Source organism: Cytobacillus sp. FSL H8-0458 (genome assembly GCF_038002165.1).
Lineage (GTDB): Bacteria > Bacillota > Bacilli > Bacillales > Cytobacillaceae > Cytobacillus.
The window spans coordinates 2,085,834-2,106,453 of sequence record NZ_JBBOBR010000001.1; the positions used below are offsets into that span (position 1 = coordinate 2,085,834).

The 20,620-nt window shown below is 42.1% G+C and carries 21 protein-coding genes; 3 read left to right on the forward strand and 18 right to left on the reverse strand.

The window, feature by feature from the left end; all coding sequences use genetic code 11:
* Positions 1 to 76: 76 nt before the first annotated feature.
* The 11 genes from NYE23_RS10180 to NYE23_RS10230 form a co-directional block, all read right to left on the reverse strand.
* A complete protein-coding gene (locus NYE23_RS10180; RefSeq protein ID WP_341077580.1) occupies positions 77 to 1,273 on the reverse strand; it encodes a thiolase family protein in 1,197 nt (398 codons plus the stop codon).
* On the reverse strand, positions 1,270 to 2,136 hold the full coding sequence (locus tag NYE23_RS10185; protein ID WP_341077582.1) for a 3-hydroxyacyl-CoA dehydrogenase: 867 nt from the start codon (positions 2,134 to 2,136) through the stop codon (positions 1,270 to 1,272). The genes NYE23_RS10180 and NYE23_RS10185 overlap by 4 nt, the downstream gene beginning before the upstream one ends.
* Positions 2,137 to 2,254: 118 nt before the next feature.
* Entirely contained in the window at positions 2,255 to 3,028 is a 774-nt protein-coding gene (locus NYE23_RS10190; protein ID WP_341077583.1) for an enoyl-CoA hydratase-related protein, read from the reverse strand.
* An 18-nt stretch (positions 3,029 to 3,046) separates the two neighbouring features.
* Positions 3,047 to 3,826, reverse strand: coding sequence for an enoyl-CoA hydratase-related protein (locus tag NYE23_RS10195; RefSeq protein WP_341077584.1), 780 nt, complete (start codon positions 3,824 to 3,826; stop codon positions 3,047 to 3,049).
* Entirely contained in the window at positions 3,819 to 4,127 is a 309-nt protein-coding gene (locus NYE23_RS10200; protein ID WP_159869363.1) for an EthD family reductase, read from the reverse strand. The genes NYE23_RS10195 and NYE23_RS10200 overlap by 8 nt, the downstream gene beginning before the upstream one ends.
* A 64-nt stretch (positions 4,128 to 4,191) precedes the next feature.
* The gene (paaD, locus tag NYE23_RS10205) at positions 4,192 to 4,689 is read right to left on the reverse strand and encodes a 1,2-phenylacetyl-CoA epoxidase subunit PaaD (RefSeq protein WP_341077585.1); all 498 of its coding nucleotides are present in this window, start codon (positions 4,687 to 4,689) and stop codon (positions 4,192 to 4,194) included.
* Positions 4,690 to 4,710: 21 nt separating this feature from the next.
* Entirely contained in the window at positions 4,711 to 5,511 is an 801-nt protein-coding gene (gene paaC, locus NYE23_RS10210) for a 1,2-phenylacetyl-CoA epoxidase subunit PaaC (RefSeq protein WP_341080685.1), read from the reverse strand.
* A 13-nt stretch (positions 5,512 to 5,524) separates the two neighbouring features.
* Positions 5,525 to 5,875, reverse strand: a complete 351-nt coding sequence (gene paaB / locus NYE23_RS10215; RefSeq protein WP_445662595.1) for a 1,2-phenylacetyl-CoA epoxidase subunit PaaB — start codon at positions 5,873 to 5,875, stop codon at positions 5,525 to 5,527.
* Positions 5,876 to 5,900: 25 nt separating this feature from the next.
* The gene (gene paaA, locus NYE23_RS10220; RefSeq protein WP_341077588.1) at positions 5,901 to 6,860 is read right to left on the reverse strand and encodes a 1,2-phenylacetyl-CoA epoxidase subunit PaaA; all 960 of its coding nucleotides are present in this window, start codon (positions 6,858 to 6,860) and stop codon (positions 5,901 to 5,903) included.
* Between the two features lie 33 nt (positions 6,861 to 6,893).
* Entirely contained in the window at positions 6,894 to 8,201 is a 1,308-nt protein-coding gene (locus tag NYE23_RS10225) for a phenylacetate--CoA ligase family protein (protein WP_341077589.1), read from the reverse strand.
* Between the two features lie 197 nt (positions 8,202 to 8,398).
* A complete protein-coding gene (locus NYE23_RS10230; protein ID WP_341077590.1) occupies positions 8,399 to 11,785 on the reverse strand; it encodes a hypothetical protein in 3,387 nt (1,128 codons plus the stop codon).
* Positions 11,786 to 12,145: 360 nt separating this feature from the next.
* Here NYE23_RS10230 and NYE23_RS10235 point away from each other — a divergent pair, with 360 nt between their 5' ends.
* Positions 12,146 to 13,330, forward strand: a complete 1,185-nt coding sequence (locus tag NYE23_RS10235) for a processed acidic surface protein (protein ID WP_341077591.1) — start codon at positions 12,146 to 12,148, stop codon at positions 13,328 to 13,330.
* Positions 13,327 to 13,926 carry a class D sortase gene (locus tag NYE23_RS10240; RefSeq protein WP_341077592.1) on the forward strand — a complete coding sequence of 200 codons (600 nt, stop codon included), beginning with the start codon at positions 13,327 to 13,329 and terminating at the stop codon, positions 13,924 to 13,926. Before NYE23_RS10235 ends, NYE23_RS10240 begins: the two co-directional genes overlap by 4 nt.
* A 52-nt stretch (positions 13,927 to 13,978) precedes the next feature.
* On the opposite strand, the gene NYE23_RS10245 is transcribed toward NYE23_RS10240, so the two are convergent.
* The 3 genes from NYE23_RS10245 to NYE23_RS10255 all read right to left on the reverse strand — a co-directional run bounded on the left by NYE23_RS10245 (position 13,979) and on the right by NYE23_RS10255 (position 16,401).
* Positions 13,979 to 14,170, reverse strand: a complete 192-nt coding sequence (locus NYE23_RS10245) for a hypothetical protein (RefSeq protein WP_035332513.1) — start codon at positions 14,168 to 14,170, stop codon at positions 13,979 to 13,981.
* A 370-nt stretch (positions 14,171 to 14,540) separates the two neighbouring features.
* Positions 14,541 to 15,260: a YebC/PmpR family DNA-binding transcriptional regulator gene (locus NYE23_RS10250; protein WP_341077593.1), complete on the reverse strand. Its 720-nt coding sequence runs from the start codon at positions 15,258 to 15,260 to the stop codon at positions 14,541 to 14,543.
* 190 nt (positions 15,261 to 15,450) lie between these two features.
* Complete coding sequence (locus NYE23_RS10255; RefSeq protein WP_341077595.1) at positions 15,451 to 16,401, reverse strand: Gfo/Idh/MocA family protein; 951 nt, start codon at positions 16,399 to 16,401, stop codon at positions 15,451 to 15,453.
* A gap of 177 nt (positions 16,402 to 16,578) precedes the next feature.
* Here NYE23_RS10255 and NYE23_RS10260 point away from each other — a divergent pair, with 177 nt between their 5' ends.
* Positions 16,579 to 16,809, forward strand: coding sequence for a hypothetical protein (locus NYE23_RS10260; protein WP_286147686.1), 231 nt, complete (start codon positions 16,579 to 16,581; stop codon positions 16,807 to 16,809).
* Between the two features lie 95 nt (positions 16,810 to 16,904).
* Here the strand turns inward: NYE23_RS10260 and NYE23_RS10265 are convergent, their stop codons facing one another.
* From NYE23_RS10265 to NYE23_RS10280, 4 genes are all read right to left on the reverse strand, one after another.
* On the reverse strand, positions 16,905 to 18,023 hold the full coding sequence (locus NYE23_RS10265; RefSeq protein WP_341077598.1) for a thermonuclease family protein: 1,119 nt from the start codon (positions 18,021 to 18,023) through the stop codon (positions 16,905 to 16,907).
* Positions 18,024 to 18,136: 113 nt separating this feature from the next.
* Positions 18,137 to 19,015, reverse strand: coding sequence for an L-serine ammonia-lyase, iron-sulfur-dependent, subunit alpha (gene sdaAA / locus NYE23_RS10270; protein WP_341077600.1), 879 nt, complete (start codon positions 19,013 to 19,015; stop codon positions 18,137 to 18,139).
* Between the two features lie 31 nt (positions 19,016 to 19,046).
* On the reverse strand, positions 19,047 to 19,709 hold the full coding sequence (sdaAB, locus tag NYE23_RS10275) for an L-serine ammonia-lyase, iron-sulfur-dependent subunit beta (RefSeq protein WP_341077601.1): 663 nt from the start codon (positions 19,707 to 19,709) through the stop codon (positions 19,047 to 19,049).
* A 76-nt stretch (positions 19,710 to 19,785) separates the two neighbouring features.
* A complete protein-coding gene (locus NYE23_RS10280) occupies positions 19,786 to 20,469 on the reverse strand; it encodes a helix-turn-helix transcriptional regulator (protein WP_341080687.1) in 684 nt (227 codons plus the stop codon).
* Between the last annotated feature and the right edge of the window lie 151 nt (positions 20,470 to 20,620).

The window sequence follows — 20,620 nt, forward strand, 5'->3', positions numbered from 1 at the left end:
CTAAATAATTACCTTCCTACTTAAACGCTAAAATCGTTAAGAGTTTTAAAAACCATAGAATATAGTGCCTCTATGGTCAGCGCTTAACAATTGTCGTTATTCCCTGCCCAACACCCACACACATCGTTGCCAGGCCGTATTTAGAATTCCTGCGCTTCATCTCATGTAATAGTGTTGTCAGGATTCGTGCGCCGCTCGCCCCAAGCGGATGGCCAAATGCAATCGCACCACCATTTACATTTACCCGTTCCGGATCCGCTCCCAGTTCTTTGATGCAGGCGAGGGATTGTGAAGCAAACGCTTCATTTAATTCAGTTAAGTCTATATCCCTCATGGCAAGTCCAGCCCTCTTCAAAGCTTTCTGTGTGGAATAAACAGGACCTGCTCCCATAATCGATGGCTCAAGTCCTGCTGCGGCGGAAACGATATATGTTCCCAGAGGCTCTACTCCCAGTTCACGGGCTTTTTCCTCAGACATCAGCAGCAATGCAGAGGCACCATCATTAACCCCTGAAGCATTGCCTGCCGTTACAGTTCCGCCCTGAAAAATGGGTTTTAAGCTTGAGAGCTTTTCATAAGTTGTTTCCGGACGTGGATGCTCATCATGTATAACCGTTATTTCTTTCCCTTTTTTATCCATATATGTAACAGGAATGATTTCATCTTCAAATAAGCCGGTTTCAATAGCTGATTTTGCTCTCTTCTGGCTTTCAAGAGCAAAACGGTCCTGCTCTTCCCGGGATATACCATATTTCTCTGCAACATTTTCTGCCGTCTTAGGCATGCTTTCGGCACCATACATATTCTCAAGCCTGCTGTTTGTAAATCGCCAGCCTATGGTTGTATCATACATTTCCATATTACCTCTTGGAAACTCGCTGCTTGGCTTTGCCATGACAAATGGTGCACGGGTCATACTTTCCGTGCCGCCGGCAATAAATATATCTCCTTCTCCTGCCAAAATAGCGCGTGCAGCATAATTAACCGCGTCTAAACCAGATCCGCAAAGCCGGTTAACCGTTGAAGCAGCCACTTCGACAGGCAAACCTGCGAGCAAAGCTGCCATCCTGGCGACATTGCGATTATCTTCTCCTGCCTGATTTGCATTTCCCATTATGACCTCTTCAATTTCTGCAGGATTCACCACGGGGTTTCTTTCCAGCAGGGCCTTAATAACGATGGCTCCCAAATCATCGGGACGAATATCCTTTAACCCGCCTTTATATCTTCCAATCGGTGTCCTGACAGCATCAACGATTACTGCTTTTCTCATTGCCTGACTTCCTCTCTGGCAGTGTAATCATAAACACCTCTGCCCGTTTTGCGTCCAAGCCTGCCAGCTTTAACATATTGTTCAAGAAGAGGGGCCGGCCGGTATTTTTCACCCAGCTTGCTGTGAAGGTATTTTAAATTATTCAGGCGCGTATCGAGGCCGACAAGGTCGCCCAGTTCGAACGGGCCCATTGGATAATTCAGCCCAAGCTTAATAGCTTTATCAATTTCTTCAGGGGTGCCGAGACCTTCCTGCAGCATATAAAATGCCTCATTTCCCACGAGCGCGCTGATCCTGCTCGTCACGAAGCCCGGAAACTCATTAATGACAACTGTTTCTTTTCCCATTTGCTCAGCAGCACGTTTTATTAACTGTGCTGTTTCTTCGCTCGTTTCAAGCCCTTTAATAATTTCTACAAGCGGCATTTTATGGACGGGATTAAAGAAATGCATGGCAATCACTTTGTCCGGTCGATTGGTAAAGGACCCAATCTCAGTTGGACTCATGGTAGAAGTGTTTGTTGCAAAACAGCAATGCTCTGAAGCGTGCTGATCGATCACTTCAAAGATATTTTTCTTTATATCCATCACTTCAGGGACAGCCTCAATAACAAGATCCGCTTTACTTACATGCTGAGCAAGACTTACAGAATAGTTAAGCCGGTTCTTGCTTTCTTCCATATCAGCGGCTGTAAGCTTATTCCTCGCTAGCCCTTTTTTAAAGATGCTATCAATCTCTTCTTCCGCCCGGATTAATTGCTCCTGGCTGATATCTACAAGGGTTGTATGAAAGCCCCCGACTGCACTGACATACGCAATCCCTCGCCCCATAACACCTGAACCGATCACGACTATATTCTTCAAGTTATAATCCTCCTTTCAGTTTAAAAAAAGACGAGCACCCGATACGAGATGCTCGCAAATATGAACATATAACGGGCAAATATTCTGGAGGTCACTCTAACTCGTAGTCTTACAAAGTCTATTTCCCTTGAAACACAGGCTTCCGCTTTTGCATAAATGACGCTACGCCCTCTTTATGGTCAAGAGTTAAGCCTGCAATCCGCTGTCCTTGTGCATCCCGCTCCAGACTTTCTTCCAGAGTGGATTCCCAGCTCGCTTTCAGATTTTTCTTGATTACGGCGATCGCCGCTGTCGGCATACTGGCAAGCCTTTCTGCAAAAGCAGTTATTTCAGCCTGCCAATGCTCCATCGGAATTACCTTAGTAGCAAGGCCCAGCTCTTTGGCTTCCTCTGCATTAATTTTTTCACCGAGCACAGCAAGCTCCATGGCTTTGGCATGACCGATCAGCTTTGGCAGAAAGTATAGATTTCCAGCATCAGGCACCAGCCCGACATGAATAAAGGCTTCTAAAAAACTGGCTTTATCAGATAGGAGCCTAAAATCGCAGGCTAACGCAAGACTCATGCCTGCACCGGCTGCCACCCCATTAACAGCTGCGATAATAGGTTTCTCGCATCTATGAATCTCCATTACCATTGGATTATAGAACCGCCGGAGAACCTCGCCATGATCCATGTCCTCATTTACACCCTGAAGATCCTGGCCGGAGCAGAATGCCCGGCCTTCCCCTGTAATGACAAGACATCTGACTTCTTTATCCCTTCTTGCCTGTTTTACGGACTGCTGAACCTCTTTATTCAGCTGTTCAGTGAACGCATTCAGCTTATCCGGCCGGTTTAAGGTAATCCATGCTACACCGTTTGCGACCTCGTATTTTACGGTTTCAAACATTCGCTATGTACACCTCCTCTACTTTCCTTTAAACTGAGGCTTGCGTTTTTCAATAAAGGCATTCATTCCTTCTTTTTGATCTTCCGTCGAGAATAACAGGTAAAAATTCTTTCTCTCGAATTCCATTCCTTCATTTAAAGGAGTATCAACTGCCTTTAGGACCGCTTCTTTTATGAGGCGTATGGCTATTGGCGCCTGGCTGGAAATTTGTTCAGCCGCTTTCATTGTTTCTTCGAACAGAAGCTCCTCTGCTATAAGCTGGTTGACGATTCCATGGTGAAGGGCTTCCCTCGCCGTGATTCTTTTGCCGGTAAAAAGCCATTCCATTGCTTTCGTTTTTCCAACAAGCTTAGTAAGCCTTTGTGTGCCGCCTGCACCAGGCATTACGCCCAGGTTCACCTCCGGAAACCCAAATTCCGCGTTATCTGCTGCATAAAGCAAATCACAGCATAACGCTAGTTCAAAGCCTCCGCCAAGGGCAAAGCCCTGGACCGCTCCGATAATCGGTTTCTTGATCATGGCAAGCCGATCCCAATCTTTAAATTGATTGCGAAGCTCAAAATCGATTGCGCGATCATTTGCCATTTCATCAATATCTGCCCCGGCTGCAAAGGCTCTTCCATTGCCGCTTAATACGATGGCCTTGACGCTTGAGTCTGCCTCAAAGCTCTCCATTGCAGCAAGGATCTCTGAAACCATCGTGCGGTTAATAGCATTTAGAACCCTGGGCCGATTCAAAGCGATTAAACCAAGTTTTCCTTGCTGTGAAACTTGAATGGTTTCATAGCTTTTACTCATCTGCTTCCTCACCGATCATAAGTGTGATAATATCACCTGCAAATTTCATGGCGTCTTTGCCTGATGCCTTGCCTTCGTCTGTTCTCATGGCTTCCTGTAATGCTTCATGGCTGTCATAGTACATTTCGCACATCAAATAGTACTTCCCTTCGCCTCCCATAGGGCTGCCCACAATTCTTGTAACTTCCATTTTGCGGAGACCCGGAATTTTGGCTGTAAGCGGCGCGTGCGTATTAAAATAATGATCATCAAATGCCTCCTTATTTTCAGGATGCTTATAAAGAGCGATTAATTTTACCATTTGTCAACTTCCTCTCAATTTTTAATAGTTTTCCGTTCTGTATTTTAATTTTTATAAATGCCTGCTACATCAGAGTCGATACAGGTTTCATAGCTTCAAAAGGGTTCCTGCAGGATTTGCAGTATAAGATGCTGCGGCAGGCTGTGGGGCCAAAAAGGTTATCAATCGTCGTGTATGCGGACCCGCAAAAAGGACAATCCACCTGCCATTCGCCCGTTTCACTAATGAACTTTGGAGGGGGCGCGATCCCAAATTCCTTTAGCTTTATCCTGCCAGACTCTGTTACCCGGTCAGACGTCCATGGCGGATGATAGATAAACCGGACTTCTATTTTTTCAAAAATCCCCGCTTTTCCTATCTCGACTTCAACGTTTTTTTGAATAATATCAAGGGCCGGGCATCCCATAAAAGTAGGCAGGAGTTTCACTAAAACTGAATTGCCCTCCACCTCAATCTGTTCCACCATTCCTAAATCAACGATTGAAATGGTATCTATTTCAGGGTCTTTAACATTATGAAGCGCTTCTAACGCAGTTTTTATCAATATTTGATCCTGCTCCATTTACATCACCCTTTAGGAAACTTACCAGCTTGCAGCTGGATTTATGTTATACACCTCGCTCAAAGTGGATAATGCGTCATCAAGGTCGGCAGTATGCTCTCCTATCCGTCCATTTCCAGTTTTCATAGCCAGGTCGTCTTCTGAGACTGCCAGATTGAGAGATTCAAAAACAGGCTTCATGGTATGCAGCCAGCGCTGCTTTAATACTTCTTCCTTTTCCATGAGGCCATATTCCGCCATCTCTTTTGCCAGCGGCCCCATTATCAGTACTCCTTCAAAATCCGCTAATACCTTCCCTATGGCCGCTTCCATCCTCGTTCTGGCTTCCCCGCCAGCCTGCATCAGCTGAATAAACCATGTTTTCCAGTGAAGAAGGTGATAATAAAGTTCCATATTGACCTTTAATGCCACCTCGGCTATTGGCCGATAAGAAGAGTTTTTCAGAGATTCCAATCTGATTTTTTTGGCTTGGGTATAAAAATAATTTCTTACAACCGCAAATGCCCAGTCATATTGTGCTGAAGATAAGTAATGACCTGGTCCATTTACCAATTCCAAAAGGACAGCATTTCTCCTTTCGGATGTTTTTCTTGCATGAGCAAGACTGTCTACATTGCCTTCTCCGAGATCGGCCAGCAGCTGATAAAACATGGCCGCATGGCCCATGGTATCCTGGCTGATGGATGAAAAGGCGACATCCTCCTCTATATGGGGCGCCAGGCCAAGCCATTCTGAACCCCGGTAGGCAAGTATGAAGTCATCGTCAGCCAGCTGATACAATAATGATGTCAGTGCCGGCTTAATATTAGCGTCGATTGGCATATTTCCTGCTGGCTCAGTCACCTTTCTTCATCCCTCCCCATGAAAGAATTTCCTTTTCATCAAGCATTTCCTGCTCATAGTGGCGCCACTTTTTCTTCAGATAACCATATCCTTTTGTCGTGCGGTATTCTTTGTTGTCCAGACGCTGAAGTGATTGCTTTTCTTCCGGCGTCAGCTTCCGGATATCAGAGCGTTTGACGACCCAGATATCAGAAACCGGTTCTCTCCTCATAAAATTTTCCTGCGCCATGACTAGAGCAAGCTCCCGATTTGGCGCCAGCAGGGAAAATTGGTATTGCAGAGGCGAGGTATCGGTTCTTTGACTAAAAACTTCAAATTCCTGATAAAATCCTTCGTTACCCAAAGGTACCCCTCCCATCTGAACGGCTTTAGTTTGCAGTATTGAGAGCTTCCCGCACCCATTTGTTAGTATCATAAGCTGTGCGTCGGAGGCCGAGCCGCTCCTGAGATTTTGGCCCATTATTTTTAATAATGTCTTTGAACATATTCCAATCAGGCTGCTTATAAACCCACAGCTCCCGCTCCTGATCGAAATGCATCGTCTCGTCCGGCAGAGTGAGTCCAAGCGAGAGAACCCGTGGAATATATTTTGTAAAAAAGTCCTGTCTTAAGTCTTCGTTCGTCTTTGTCCGGATTCTGTATTTTATGGTTGTGTCCTGTTTAGAAGTGCCTGTTGTAGAGGCATCACCCGGGCCAAAGAACATTAACAGTGCTTCCCACCATCGGTTAACCGCATCCTGAACCATCGCTCTTTGCTCGTCAGTTCCTTCCGCCAGCGCCATGATGATGGCTTCACCATGCTGAGCATGAAAAACCTCTTCTGCACAAATTCTCTTAAGTGCTCTTGCATAAGGTCCATAGGACGCGTTAAGCATATTGGTCTGGGTAATGATCGCAGCACCATCAACCAGCCAGCCAATCAGGCCGGCATCTCCCCATGTTGGTGCTTCCATATGAAAGACATTGTGGAATTTCAGTCTGCCGCTGAATAAATCCTGCATAATATCTTCACGGGATTTGCCGAGGGGCTTCATTAAATCCTCTGCTACACGAAGCAGCAGCTGGCCATGTCCCATCTCATCCTGCACCTTTGCCATGATGCCCAGCTTGCGTTTTAATGAAGGGGCTTTTGGCACCCATTCCTTTTCAGGCAGTGCTCCCATAATTTCACTGATTCCATGCATTGAAATTAATTTGATTAATGTCATTCGATAATCTTCCGGCATCCAATCATCCGCTTCAATTTTTTCTCCTTCATTAATGCGTTTCATAAACTGCCCATATTTTTGTTCTTCCGTCATATCTTGAAAGAAAAGAGCTTCTGACATGTGTTTCACCCCAGTGAGTTTAAAATAATTCATTCAGGTTACTGCATTTACCACTGCCGGACTAATAATCCTGACAGCTTTCCCTTCCGATCTTGGCAGCGTTTTAGGCGGATGGAGAACAAGTCTGATGGTAATATAGCAGTTTTGTTTCAATGCTTCCTGAATCTTCTTTTTTAAGAATTCCGCTTCCCCCATATCACTATAAAACTCTTCGCTCCATTCAGCATGAAGCTCTAAAACTTTTAAGCTGCCCTTTTTATGCACGTGGATCTGATAATGAGGAGCAAGTTCAGGCACCTGAAGAATACACCGTTCAATTTCGGACGGAAAGACGTTTACACCATTAACATTGAGCATATCGTCAATGCGTCCTTTCACACGGCTCATGCGGATCGTGGTTCTCCCGCACGCACATTTCTCTTTAGAAAGGGAGGCAATGTCACCAGTACGATAGCGGATCACAGGAAAAGCTTCCTTCGTTAAACTGGTAAAAACAAGCTCACCTTCTTCTCCGTTTGAAAGCGGTGTCATTTTTATCGGATCAATCACCTCCGCATAGAAATGATCTTCTGCAATATGCAGCCCATCCTGAGCTTCATGGCATTCCATGGCTATACCCGGTCCCATAACTTCACTCAGCCCATAAATATCGCATGCTTTAATTCCAAGCTTAGCTTCGAGCGCTCTCCGCATTTCTTCAGACCAGGGCTCAGCACCAAATATCCCAAAGTTTAATGATGTACTTGCCGGGTCGATTCCCTGCTCCTCCATCTTCTCCGCTAAATTGAGGACATATGAAGGAGTTCCGCAAATAACTTCCGGCTTAAAGTCCTGTATAAGCATTATTTGTCTCTCGGTATTTCCTCCAGAAACAGGTACGGTTGCCAGGCCAAGCTGTTCGCTGCCATAATGGAGTCCCAATCCGCCGGTGAACAGACCGTATCCGTATGCATTATGCAATGTCTGACCGGGTTCGCCTCCTCCTATGGAGATTGCCCTTGCTATCAGATTACTCCACATTTCAATGTCATTCCGGGTGTAGCCCACTACAGTAGGCTTTCCGCTCGTTCCCGAAGAAGCGTGCAGACGCACAATTTCTTTTTTATCCACAGCAAAAAGCCCGAATGGGTAATGTTCCCGCAAATCTGCTTTAACAGTAAAGGGCAGCTTTTGAATATCTTCCAGGCTGGTAACGTCTTGAGGTGCAATATTACATTCCAAAAACTTTTTCCGATAAAAAGGCACATGGTTATATACTCTCTCCATTGTCTGCCTGAGCCGGTACAGCTGCAATTCCTCCATAATATCGCGGCTTTCCGTTTCAATATCATGCAGAATCAAGACATGACCTCCTAGAATATTAGGATAATAATTTAATATAACGTTTAAATATCGTTAGATAAAATAAGTGTTATATATTTAACACAAAGATACCGTGTAAACAGGAAAAAGTCAACTTATTTTCTGAAAATTTACTTATTTATTCTAAAGTTAATAAAAAGACCTAGCCCATATAATGAAGGGCTAGGTAAAATTTCTTAGGACCACTCTTTTAACTTATTCACTATGTTATTTTTCCATTTAGAAATTAATGGATCTTCACCTCTTGCTGTTTTTTGTTTCTGCCATTCATTATAGCTTGCTGCAGAAATGAGAATAGATCCTGCGATTAAAAGGTACGCCCACCAAGGGAGGTTCCCCCAATAAGGTCTGGTCTGAAGCAGTACATTCAGGAGCAGAACCCCGGAACCTACAAAGAAATAACATTTTATCCTCCACCAAGTGCCTGCCAGCATTGAAATCAGAGAGAGCGTACCGACTATAAGTGCATCATAAATCGTATTACTTGCAATGCCATCCTGTACAAGCAGCAGGGATACTGCTATAAGAACGGCCCACTGTATTTTACCGGTCAGCTTTGCGTACTGCCCCTTCAGAACTTTTCTGACAAAAATAATCAGGATAATCCAAGGGAGAACATATGCCTCTCTTATAAAAAGATCCGGTATTTCAATATTCCTTAATACACTATAATATGGCTCCAGTAATGCTGCTCCTGCCAGCAATCCAGGCAGCCTAAAGTATTGAGATGCCACTCTGCCCCGCTGTAAAAATAAAAATGCACTCATCAGGAGTCCTGGCAGAACTTCCGCCCATAGGGAAACCGCCGGAAAAAGATAAGCGGTAAGCAAAAATAGCAGGGAAATAATTGTGTAGCCATCCGCTTTTTTGTCCATGAAAATTTTTGCATATACCATTTTGCCGACGAAAACCGCAGCCAGGCCGAAGCCTGCCGAAATCACAATTTTCATGTCTGGATCTATACCGTTAATGAATAGGAATTTAAGTACTGCTGCATACAGTAAAAATAATGGAATAGCACCTAACAAATCAAGCCTGGTTCTATGCATATATAAGATTAAACCTGCTGTATAGATAATAGAAAAAATAAACGGGAGAACTCCAAAGGGATATGACGCCAGAAAAGCCAATATCCCAATCACAGACCAGGGTATAAAAAAGTAAACACTCCTCTGTTTATCCTGAGTTTTACCAGTCATCCAGAATAAGAATACGGCACAGCTGACTGCTAATATGGCATACTCACTAAAGCTGTCCTCCCAAATATGCTCCATACCCGTCAAGATCACCATAAACAAAGTTATAAATGAGCTGTAGAGGAATATCTTTACTTTCCACTCTTTTTCAGAAACCCTGAAACTGATCCAATAGACTGCCAAGGTGATCATGAAGGGCCAGATACTGTTTTCTCTATAAATGAAAAAGGTCAGGATCATGGCAAAAGGCATGTAAATATGGCCAATCCAGCTGAACCCTCTTGCCAGGACAGTGTCTTTTTTAGAAATATAGAAAGCCGCACCAAGCAGAATCCATGCCCCTAATGGAAATTGGACCCAATTGAAAAATGTAAAATTAAATGGCAGACCAATCAAGATCATAAAATAAGCAAAAAGTGAAACCGACGCTGACACAAACGGAATCCAGCTTTGCTTATGGTGGCGATACAGGGCAAGATACATTATAACGCCGACTAAAAATACTGCGGGTCTCATCCAGACTTCATTGATCGTCAAAGCAGCGGCTGTAAACAGTGAGATTGTATAAAATCCCAGCGAAATTACAAACACATTTTTGGCTTGAGTTTCGCGCCCTTTCTTAGAAAGAACGCCATAAAGGATAAATAGGGCCATACTTGCCATTACGGTATTCATGGCCATACCCAGCTCATTCTGATAAAAGCTAGAATAACTTCGCAAATGTTCACCATAAAACATAAAGGCAAACCCGATTGACAATGGAATAGCCCAGGGAATCGCTTCCCTATAACAAAACCGATTTTCAGCCTTATTCATGAGGTACAGGACAAAGCTGAAGATTAATAGCATGGTGCCTGCAGCAAGCCAATCAAGAAGTCCAGCAGCAATCACAACCGAAAACAGCATAATACTGACAGCCACATCCTGTGAGCTTGATTCCACGACTTTTAAGATCGGATATTTAAGCAGATAACCAAAACTGATAAAAAGCACAAAGCCAATGAAGAAAACAGGTAAAGCCAGATTGTTGAAGGGGACGGCTTTATCCAGCATAAGAACTGCTTCGAATAGGGCAGCAGCTAAAAATACAGGTGCCAGGTAAGCAAATAGCCCGTTTGCCATAACATTTGCCAAATATATAAATTGCACCGCGAGTATTGTATAAGCCAGCAGAAGTGATGCAGAGGGTTCGCCGTCCATTAAAAGAATTCCTTCAACTGAGATATAGAGAAAAGCTAGCAGGGAAACGGCTGCACTGGTCAGTCTGAAAATCTTCTCCCAGTAGTATTGCTTATCCATAACCAAAGGAACAAACAAAAAACCAATTCCGACAAGCGCAAAGAAAACTGGGCCAGCTGAATTTAACATCGTATTCTCAATCAGCTGATAGGCACCATAGACAATCAGTAAGCTGAAGACGAAATGGAACTCCTTCCTGCCTGTTACATACACCATTGATAAATAAACGGCTGCTGTCAGCAGGATATTCACACTGTAAAAAACATGGCTATTGAAAAAGATAAGCATCAATAAAGCAGAGATCACTAAATTGATTTGAGTGAAGTAAACCATTTCTCTAGTAAATAATTTAAGGAACTCATGCTTTTTCATACGATGAAAGGCTGCAGATAGAAGAGCATTAAAAAGCATCAATCCAAAATAAAAACTGTCATTTTCAAGATTGAATACTGCCAGAGTATAACCAGCACATGCAGACAGGGCAATATAAGCAAACCAGACAAAAAGTCGTGAACCCAGTTTCTGTGCAAATATACTGTATACTGGAAAGATCAATAAACTGCCAGCCGCTCCGAGTAAATAGCGTCCTTCCCCATAATAGGAAAGATACGGACCAAGCAATTCAAACCAGCCGATAGACAAAATAAATATTGGCAAAAATAAACTCCCGAGAACAATGAAAGCAAACGATGTCCTTTCAATTTTCAACACCTTTCCGGAAATAAGCGCAAATCCATAGAAAAGAAGTGAAACTACTGCAATGGATGCACTTTTCATAAAATTTGACATTGTTGCCCAGTTGCTTGTTGCCACAAAAAGTCCGCCGATAAGGAGGAGGATGACTCCAATATTCAGCAGCCAGGAAATATTCCTTTCACGGATTTCTTCCTGAGATAACTTCTTTTTCACTGTATTATTTGCAGGCTGAATGGGCTTTTTGCTGATTTCTTCTGCAGCTTTTGCAGCCTTTATTTGCTCTCTTTTCATTTCTTCAAGGTCCTGATAGTACTGATGGTGGGCTTTCAGAGTCATTTCATAATGTTCTGATGAAATATAGTCCTTCTCTTTCAATTTAGTGAGTTCAACATGAAATATGTCGTGATGATATTTTTCTGTTTGTGGGTTCAAGGGATCCACCTCTTTTAGATAGGATAATATTCGTATGGTTCTATTAGTGTAATATTACACATTTTGAACAAGTTTATCAATCCCTGTTTTGTCATTTATTACTTCTCAGGGATGTGTTTATAAACTTTATTTAATTGCAGGAAGAAATGGTGTAATAAGGAATTATATGCCCAGTTTTGACATGGATTCTAAGCCTCCAATGATTAAACCCCTTGATAAATAAGTATTTCCTCCGTCCCTTTCTGCTGCAAAAAAACCAAATATTATAGCTAATAAAATTCCAAATAACAATTCTATCCGAAAAATATTTTTTCCATTATATTATTCTAGAATTAATTATCTTATTTGGAGGAACCACCATTGAAAAGACTAATTATTGTTATTGCATCGCTCCTTATGTTGAACCTGTTTCCGGCTGTCAGCCTGGCAGCTCCAAGCGATGATGAAGTGAATGAATTCCTGAAGGAAACAAATTGGTCTGAAATAGAATTAAACGACCATCTGGAATATTTTTGGGATATGAATATCGAAGATTTCGAGACCATCGAAGAAATGATTGAATATCTTGGTGAGCCTATTACTGAAGAAAACCTTCAGCAGCTGCTGGCTGACTATGGTTTTGAAAATGAGGAAGAATTAACGGCACTGCTGGTGGAGAATGGAGAAATGGAACCGACTGATGATGTTCGGGATGTTTTTAGATATTTTGATGCATTGGATTCAACTGTTTCATTTTTAACCTATACAGGCACTGAAATTAACGACGAAACCCTTCAGCAGCTATTAAATGATTACGGACTGACAAAAGAGGAGCTCCTTTCTCTGCTTGAGGAGAACGATGATTCACTTGAAAACTACGATTACATTGAAGATCTTGATATTATGGTTTCCATTTATTTGGGCGGAGATGAATTGCCCGGTGAAGACGAAATGACTCAAATACTTGGAGATATAGATCTTACGGATGAAGAACTCGAAGCATTATTTGGACATTTTATGACCTTGGATTTCGAGAATCCGGAATTGCTCGATAAAATGATGAACCTTGAAAGCCGGTTAATGGCATTTGGCGAATTTGACAGTGCCGACGACTTAACAGAAACAGAAATTGCTGAACTTATCAGCATTATGCAGGAAATGATGAATCTGTTCCAGCTTGATGCCGAGTTTTACCTTGTCAAAAATGGTGATAAAATCCATTTAACAACAGCTGAAATGGTTGCTTTAGAAGATACAAATGGCTATGACCTGCTTATAGAGCTTTATAATACACAAGGCCAGTTCCTGGCAGACATGATTATTACATCTGACATGTTCAGTTCGGAGCTAATAGAGGACACAGTGACCGATTTGAATCAGGCCGAAACGGTAATTAAAAAACAAGATCCTGATAAAGTGAAACAGGTTTCAAAGCATGTAAAAACTGTGAAAGGCGGAAAACTGCCAAACACAGCAGGAAACTATTTTGAAGGAGTATTAGCAGGCATTGGACTTCTCCTAATTGGGATTGCCATTTTACTCAGACGGAAAGTGAAAGAGGCGTGAAAAGAAAACTCACGTTAAAAGGAGTTATTGGTCTGGCTTTTATTTTGGGTGGGGTTTGGCTTGCCGCTTCAAATCTTATGCCATATTTGAATGATCAAAAGACTTCAGCCCATATAGCTCCCCCGAGCAGCAATGTAAAAACAGAAGTGAAGGCCGCACAAAAAACGGAGACTCATAACCTTTACAATGTCCGTCCTAAAATGGGCGAAGAAATGGGCGTCCTGTCAATACCGAAGATATCAGCGGATTTGCCAATCTTTCATGGCACAGATGAAGATGAACTGGAAAAAGGCGTTGGCCATTATGCAGGCAGCGTCCTTCCTGGAGAAGAAGACAATTCTGTCCTGTCCGGCCACCGGGATACCGTCTTTCGTAAACTTGGCGAAGTGAAGACAGGCGACCTGCTTGTCGTAAGGACTTCTGCCGGGGAATTTACCTATAAGGTGCGTAAAATCAGGATTGTCGATGCAGACGACAGAACAGTTATTGTACCTAAACCTAGAGCAACTCTGACTGTAACCACCTGTTACCCATTTAATTTTATTGGAGATGCACCACAGAGATATATTCTGATTGGAGATCTCGTAAGAAAGTAAAGAAGCCCGCTAATCATACGGGCTTAGAGGGAGGCCGATTCAGGCCTTCCTTTTATTCTGTGATAGTGACTAACTTTACATCGGCGAAATCAAATCGGTGATAGTGACCTTCAGTACATGTCAGTTCTACATACCCTTCCAGATCTTTAATGCTCCCGATTACCTCGGATTTATTTTCTGCCTCAATCTCTTCTGTTACGGTGACACCTTTTTCAAAAGTATAAATGACCTTAAACGTATTCATATGTGCAAAACTCTCCTTTCCCTCTTTTTCTTCCCGTCACTGCAGTGATTAAAACACAGAAATTTTTATTTCAGTTATTTTCCAATAACTTAAATTAAAAACTTCCGACGGGAAGTTAATGTCATACTTTGTATCAGGCAAGAAGATAGCATATGCTATCTTTGCGCTATTCGACATATATCAATTGATATCACTATAAAACTGCACTGACCAACACTATTTTTAATAGAAATCGACTTTTCCCGACAATGCTAACTTCAGTTATTTGATGTAATAATGGAATTTTACATTTTTGTTTACATAATATTATTATAATAAATTCGCTTTCAATAAAAACGGAGTCCAGCAATTATGCGGACTCCTCTTTCCATTATTCACCTAAATCTACATTATGATATACACGCTGGACATCTTCCAGGTCTTCAAGGGCGTCAATCAGCTTTTCAAATTGTGCCTGTGCATCAGCTTCAAGGTTAACTTCATTTTGCGGGAGCATTGTTAATTCAGCAACAGCAAACTCATTGATGCCTGCTGACTTGAATGCTTCCTGAACTGCATGAAACTGATCGGGTTCTGCATAAACAATTACTGTATCTTCTTCTTCCAGGATATCACGTGCATCTACGTCTGCTTCCATCAGAATTTCCAGTACTTCTTCCTCTGATTTGCCTTCAATGCCGATTACAGCGGTTGAGTCGAACATATAGGAAACAGATCCGCTCACACCCATATTCCCGCCATTTTTTCCGAATGCAGCACGTACATTAGAAGCTGTGCGATTTACGTTATTCGTTAATGCATCAACAATAATCATAGATCCGCTAGGCCCGAATCCTTCGTAGCGAAGCTCATCATAGTTTTCTTCCGCTCCGCCTTTTGCTTTCTCAATTGCACGATCAATAATATTTCTTGGCACGTTATATGTTTTTGCACGTTCAAGCACAAATTTTAAAGCCTGGTTTGCTTCCGGATCAGGCTCACCTTGCTTTGCAACCACATATATTTCAAGTGCAAACTTGGAATATACACGGCTCGTATTTGCGTCTTTTGATGCTTTCTTTTCTTTAATATTGTTCCATTTACGGCCCATATGTCCCACTCTCTTTCAACTTTGGATCTATGAAATTTTTATTGACTAATAGGTTCCTCTGTAATCCGAAGAACTCCTACCAGATTATTATACATTAAAACACGGGACTTTTTCGAGCATTGTTTCATAAGAAGCTGTATGAGATAACTGAGGAGTATAGATGAAAAAAGAGACACAAACGTGCCTCGTATCAGCTCAATAGGATTCTTTCTAATACCTTTTGCACCTGATGCCCTTCTTTAAAGGATACCAATAACGCTTTATCTCCGCTTATTGCTTTGAGGAGTTCTGCAGGAAGACTGGTTTCCGGCTCAGCAGGCCTTATAATTTCTCCGCTGTTTTCAGTCATAGTTTGAACTAAGATACTCCAGTTCTGCATATCTAAAGTTCCTTTATCACCAAACACTTTAAAAGACAGATGTTCTTGCTGCCCGATTCCTGCAATTCCGTTAAACAGAACCGGAATGCCGCCTGGCAGCGTTAATAATGCTGAAAAGCTTGTTTCACATTCACGTTCATCCTCAGGGTATTCTACAAAAGAATGGACATCTTCCAATTCTCCGAAGATATCGTGAATCATGTGAATAAAGTGGGGTGCTACCTCCCTGATAAATCCTCCCTGTTCCCTGCTGGAAATCCAATCGTTCTGCTGCCACTCACGCGGCCATTGCTTAAACTGCATGTGCAGTTCGACTTTCTTAATCTTACCCAGCTTACCATTATGTATCTTATCCCTGAATAATTTAAAAGCTGGACTATATGCCATGGGAAAATTCATTGCGTGGATGATCCCGGCATTCTCAGCCGATTCATACATTTCCTTTGCCTCTTCAATAGAATTAGCCAGAGGTTTCTCACAAAGAAGATGCTTGCCGCTCTTTATAATATCCATTGCTATTGTATGATGAAATTTTGGCGGAACACCTAAATAGATCAGCTTGATGGTTTCATCCTGAAGCAAATCCAGATAATTGGTATGCATTGCAGCATCCGGCAGCTCAGCCTTAAATTTATCTAGTCGCTTAGCATTTCGATCACAAAGTGCTGCAATCTCCAACTTCTCATGCTGCCGAAATTGACGGAGTATTTTTTCCCCAACGGCACCCATCCCTATCAATCCAACTTTAATCTTTTCTCTCACATACTTCACCTTCTTATGAAAAATCATGTACTAAGTTGAATTATAACGTTAATTGCAAATATTCAAAAGTTTAATTTATCTTATAAGTTCTTAGAATATTGACGAAAAATATACCGGCCAATAACTGGATAGAAAAACTTTGTATGGGGATATTAATTTTAATAAAACAATCAGGAGGTGCCACCATTGAACCTGGATAAAGATATGCAATTTGAAATCACAAGTACCTTCATGCCAAATCTTAACCGCTCCCAAACACTTAAAATTCTGGAGGTGACCCAGAACAGCGTTGTCATTCAGATGGACAGATCAAATGGACGCGGAGTTTTTCCTGCAGAAAACTTTCATTATTGGATTAAAAGAGGTTCTCTTATTAAATTGAATGGCCACCATAAAAGAACCTCATAGAGCACTGGGCAGGCGCCAGTGTTTTTAATTTTTAATTTTTGAACATTGCAGCCGATTGAAAAGGGCTGGCTCTATATCTGGAGCCAGCCCTTTTCTTATCGTTCGCAAGCATAATTATCCTTATCTCGATCATGCTTTGAATCATATGCAGGATGTGTGGATGGCACACCATTTGGATATACCTTTCTTAACTCCGTACAGTTTTTGTAGGACTCTGAACCTCTTTCTGGAGAAGTTGAATTGCCGGCTGTACCGCTGCTGTCATTCGACCCGCTTTTACCGGAATTACTTGACGAACCGCTCACAGCTGCAGAATCCAGGTCCCCCTTAGTCGTTCCTTCATCTCCCAGGGCCCATAACCCTTTGTTGGCTTCTCTTGCTTCCCTGCCGAATTTTCTGAGGTATTCACTATATTTTACATCCGGATTGTAGGTGGAGGGTTCAGCATAACCCTTCAGTACCAAATGGGCATTGAACATTTTTTCACGTATTTCATCTTCGTCCATATCATCCGCCGGAATGTCAAGCCAAACAATTCTCAGCAGGCGGCCATACCGATCTGTGTCTGAAACATCCTTTTGCATCCAAATTTTCTTGCCAGTCAGCTCAGATGTGGTAAATTGGCTTGCCTCTTTTCCATATTCCTCTACTTTTGTTGTTGATTCGGGAGTGTTTACTCCAATCAGGCGGACTTTTCTCCCGTCAGACGTTTCGATCGTGTCACCGTCTACTACTCTGCCAACGGTAACTAATTCAAGGCCCAAGCTCTCTGCAGCCTGACTTTGTTCCTGTTCCTGTTTTTGCTTTTCAGCCTCTTCCTGCTTCTGTTTTTCTTCCTGTTCTGCTTCTATCCGTGCTTGATCCTCAGCTTGCTTTTTTGCTTCCTCTTCTTCAGCCTTCTCTTGGGCAAGCTTTTCTTCTTCAGCTTTTTTATATGCTTCATTCTCTTCTGGTTGGATTTGTTCCTTCTCAGGCTCATTCACAGTTTCGGTTGCATCAGAATTTGCAGTTGCTAAAAATATGGATAAAATGAAGCCAGCTGCCATAATCCAGCCCGATTTCTTAAAATTAATTTTATATTTACGGTGCTGGTTATTTAAATATAAACCAATTAAAAAGACAGCTAACCCGATAAATGCCACAGGTGCGGCTATACTCATTAACAGCATAAACACAATAACAATAGTAATAATAGTCCCTCTTATAACTTTCAAACTCTTAATTCTCTCCCCTTTATAAAGTTTACCTAAATAAGCATACCTTTTTTTCTTCCAAATTTAAACACCAATTCACTAATGAATTGGTGTTTATAAGCCACTAAATAAAATTACTGCTTTTTACCAAAAATCTCTTCCTGCAGTCTTCTGCCGGTTGGGGTTGCCGCGAGTCCTCCCTCAGCTGTTTCCCTTAGTGCTGAAGGCATTGATTGCCCGATAAGGAACATAGCGTTAATGACTTCATCACATGGAATTCTGCTCGTAATGCCGGCAAGTGCCATATCCGCAGCTGTCATTGCATTAGATGCACCCATGGCATTCCGCTTTACACATGGAACTTCTACTAGTCCGGCAACTGGGTCACATACAAGGCCCAGCATATTCTTAAGTGTTATTGCCATCGCTTCGGCGGCCTGCTTTGGTGTCCCGCCTGCCATTTCTACAATGGAAGCTGCCGCCATGCCGCTTGCAGACCCCACCTCAGCCTGACATCCTCCAGCAGCACCTGAGATAGAAGCATTGTTTGCCACGACAAAGCCGAATGCTGCAGAAGTAAACAGGAATTCAATCATTTCCATTCGCGTAGGATTGAGGACTTCTTTTACAGCGAACAATGTACCCGGCACCACGCCAGCTGAACCTGCAGTTGGTGTGGCACAGATTATGCCCATAGCTGCATTCACTTCATTGGTTGCGACTGCTTTGCTGACAGCATCCAATAAAATATTTCCTGATAAAGCCTTTCCGCTCTGAATGTACTTTTGCAGAAGAACTGCATCGCCGCCTGTGAGTCCTGTAACAGATGTTACCCCTTTCAGTCCCCTCTCAACTGCCTGTTCCATGACAGTCAGGTTGCGGTCCATTTTAGCAATAATTTCCTCACGTGTTAATCCCGTTACTTCTATCTCCTGCTGAATCATGATTTCAGCTATTTTTACACCTTTATTTTCAGCGAGCTCTACAAGCTCAGCAACATTTCTAAATAACATTAAACTTTCCCTCCTGATGACCAGCTAACTATTAGTCAACCATTCTGATAATTTGCGTTATATTCGGAAGCCCTTCAAGCTCCGTCATCACATCCTGGCAGATCTTCTGATCCACTTCAATGACCATGATGGCCATTTTTCCTTTTTCCTTGCGTGAAACTTCCATATGGCCGATGTTGATCTGGTGCTTGGATAAAATATTCGTTACAGCAGATATAACTCCAAACTGGTCGTTATGAACAACTAAAATGGCAGGATGTTCACCGGATAATTTAAGTTCAAAGGAATTCAGTTCAGTTATTTCAATTGTTCCGCCGCCGATGGATATTCCTACAAGTTCAATGTCGCGATCACCTTCAGTAAGCTTGACTCTTACCGTATTAGGATGGTCTGTAACGGTATCTTCAACTGTAAAAATAACTTCAATCCCCGCTTCTTCAGCTAATTGAAGTGCTGAAGGGATTCGCTCGTCAAAGGTATCAAAGTCAAGGATCCCTCCAACAATCGCAACATCCGTGCCATGCCCTTTATAGGTTTTTGCAAAAGAACCATATAAGGAAATCTCTGCTTTGGACGGCTGTTTTCCAAAAAGAGTCCGGGCAACACGTCCAATGCGTGCAGCTCCTGCTGTATGAGAGCTAGAAGGTCCGATCATAACCGGGCCGATAATATCAAATGCTGATCTGTATTTCATTTTGTATGCCCCTTTACTTTTAAGGTCTTAAATTGATATAGCTGTAATGATAACAGCAGCTATTTTAAAGTCTCATCTATTTATGCTCCAGGGCTGCTTCCGGCTGGAGCTCATTAATCGTTCTGATTTTTTGAAGGTAATTATAGATGGTAAATTTCGAAACCCCCAGAACCGATGCAACATAATCAGTTGCCCCTTTAATGAGGAATGTCCCTTTATCTTCAAGCTGGCGTACACATTCAACTTTTTCTTCGAGCGTCATCAATGAAGGTGCCTTCTTAAATCCCTGAAGAACCTGATCTACCATCTCATGAATAACATCCTGCACGGAATTAAAAAAGGTTTCCGATTTAGAGGAATGTTCATCAAAGCTGATAAATTCTTCAATTTCTCCTGCGAATTGCATAAGCAGACTAATATCATAATTTAGGCATAATGCGCCAATTACTTTATTTTCATCATCCCTGAGAAAAATCGTAGATGATTTCATGACATTTCCTTTTTTGGACTGTGTTTTATAATTCGCTATATCATTTACTTCGTTTTTATTTTTTGCTAGTTCATTCAATACAAGGTCGGTAATGGGTGAGCCGATTTTTCTTTCTGTTATATCTCCTGCTATATGGATAAGCGATTTTTTTAAGTCGCTGAAATCGTGCACGGCCACTTCACAGCGGGAACCAAACATTCGCACAAGCATATCTGCAGTCCGGATCGCCAAATCAAAAACAGGTCTATGGCATTCCCTCAACTTTGTCACTTCCTTTAATGAAATCGCTTTCAATATTATACTACTCTATATTTCTCTACAATTTCATCATAACATAAAAACAATACAGTTAAAATAAAATTTTAATAGCTACAAAAATATTGTAAGTTAGCAAAGCCGAAGCACCTTGCTCACAAAGGAA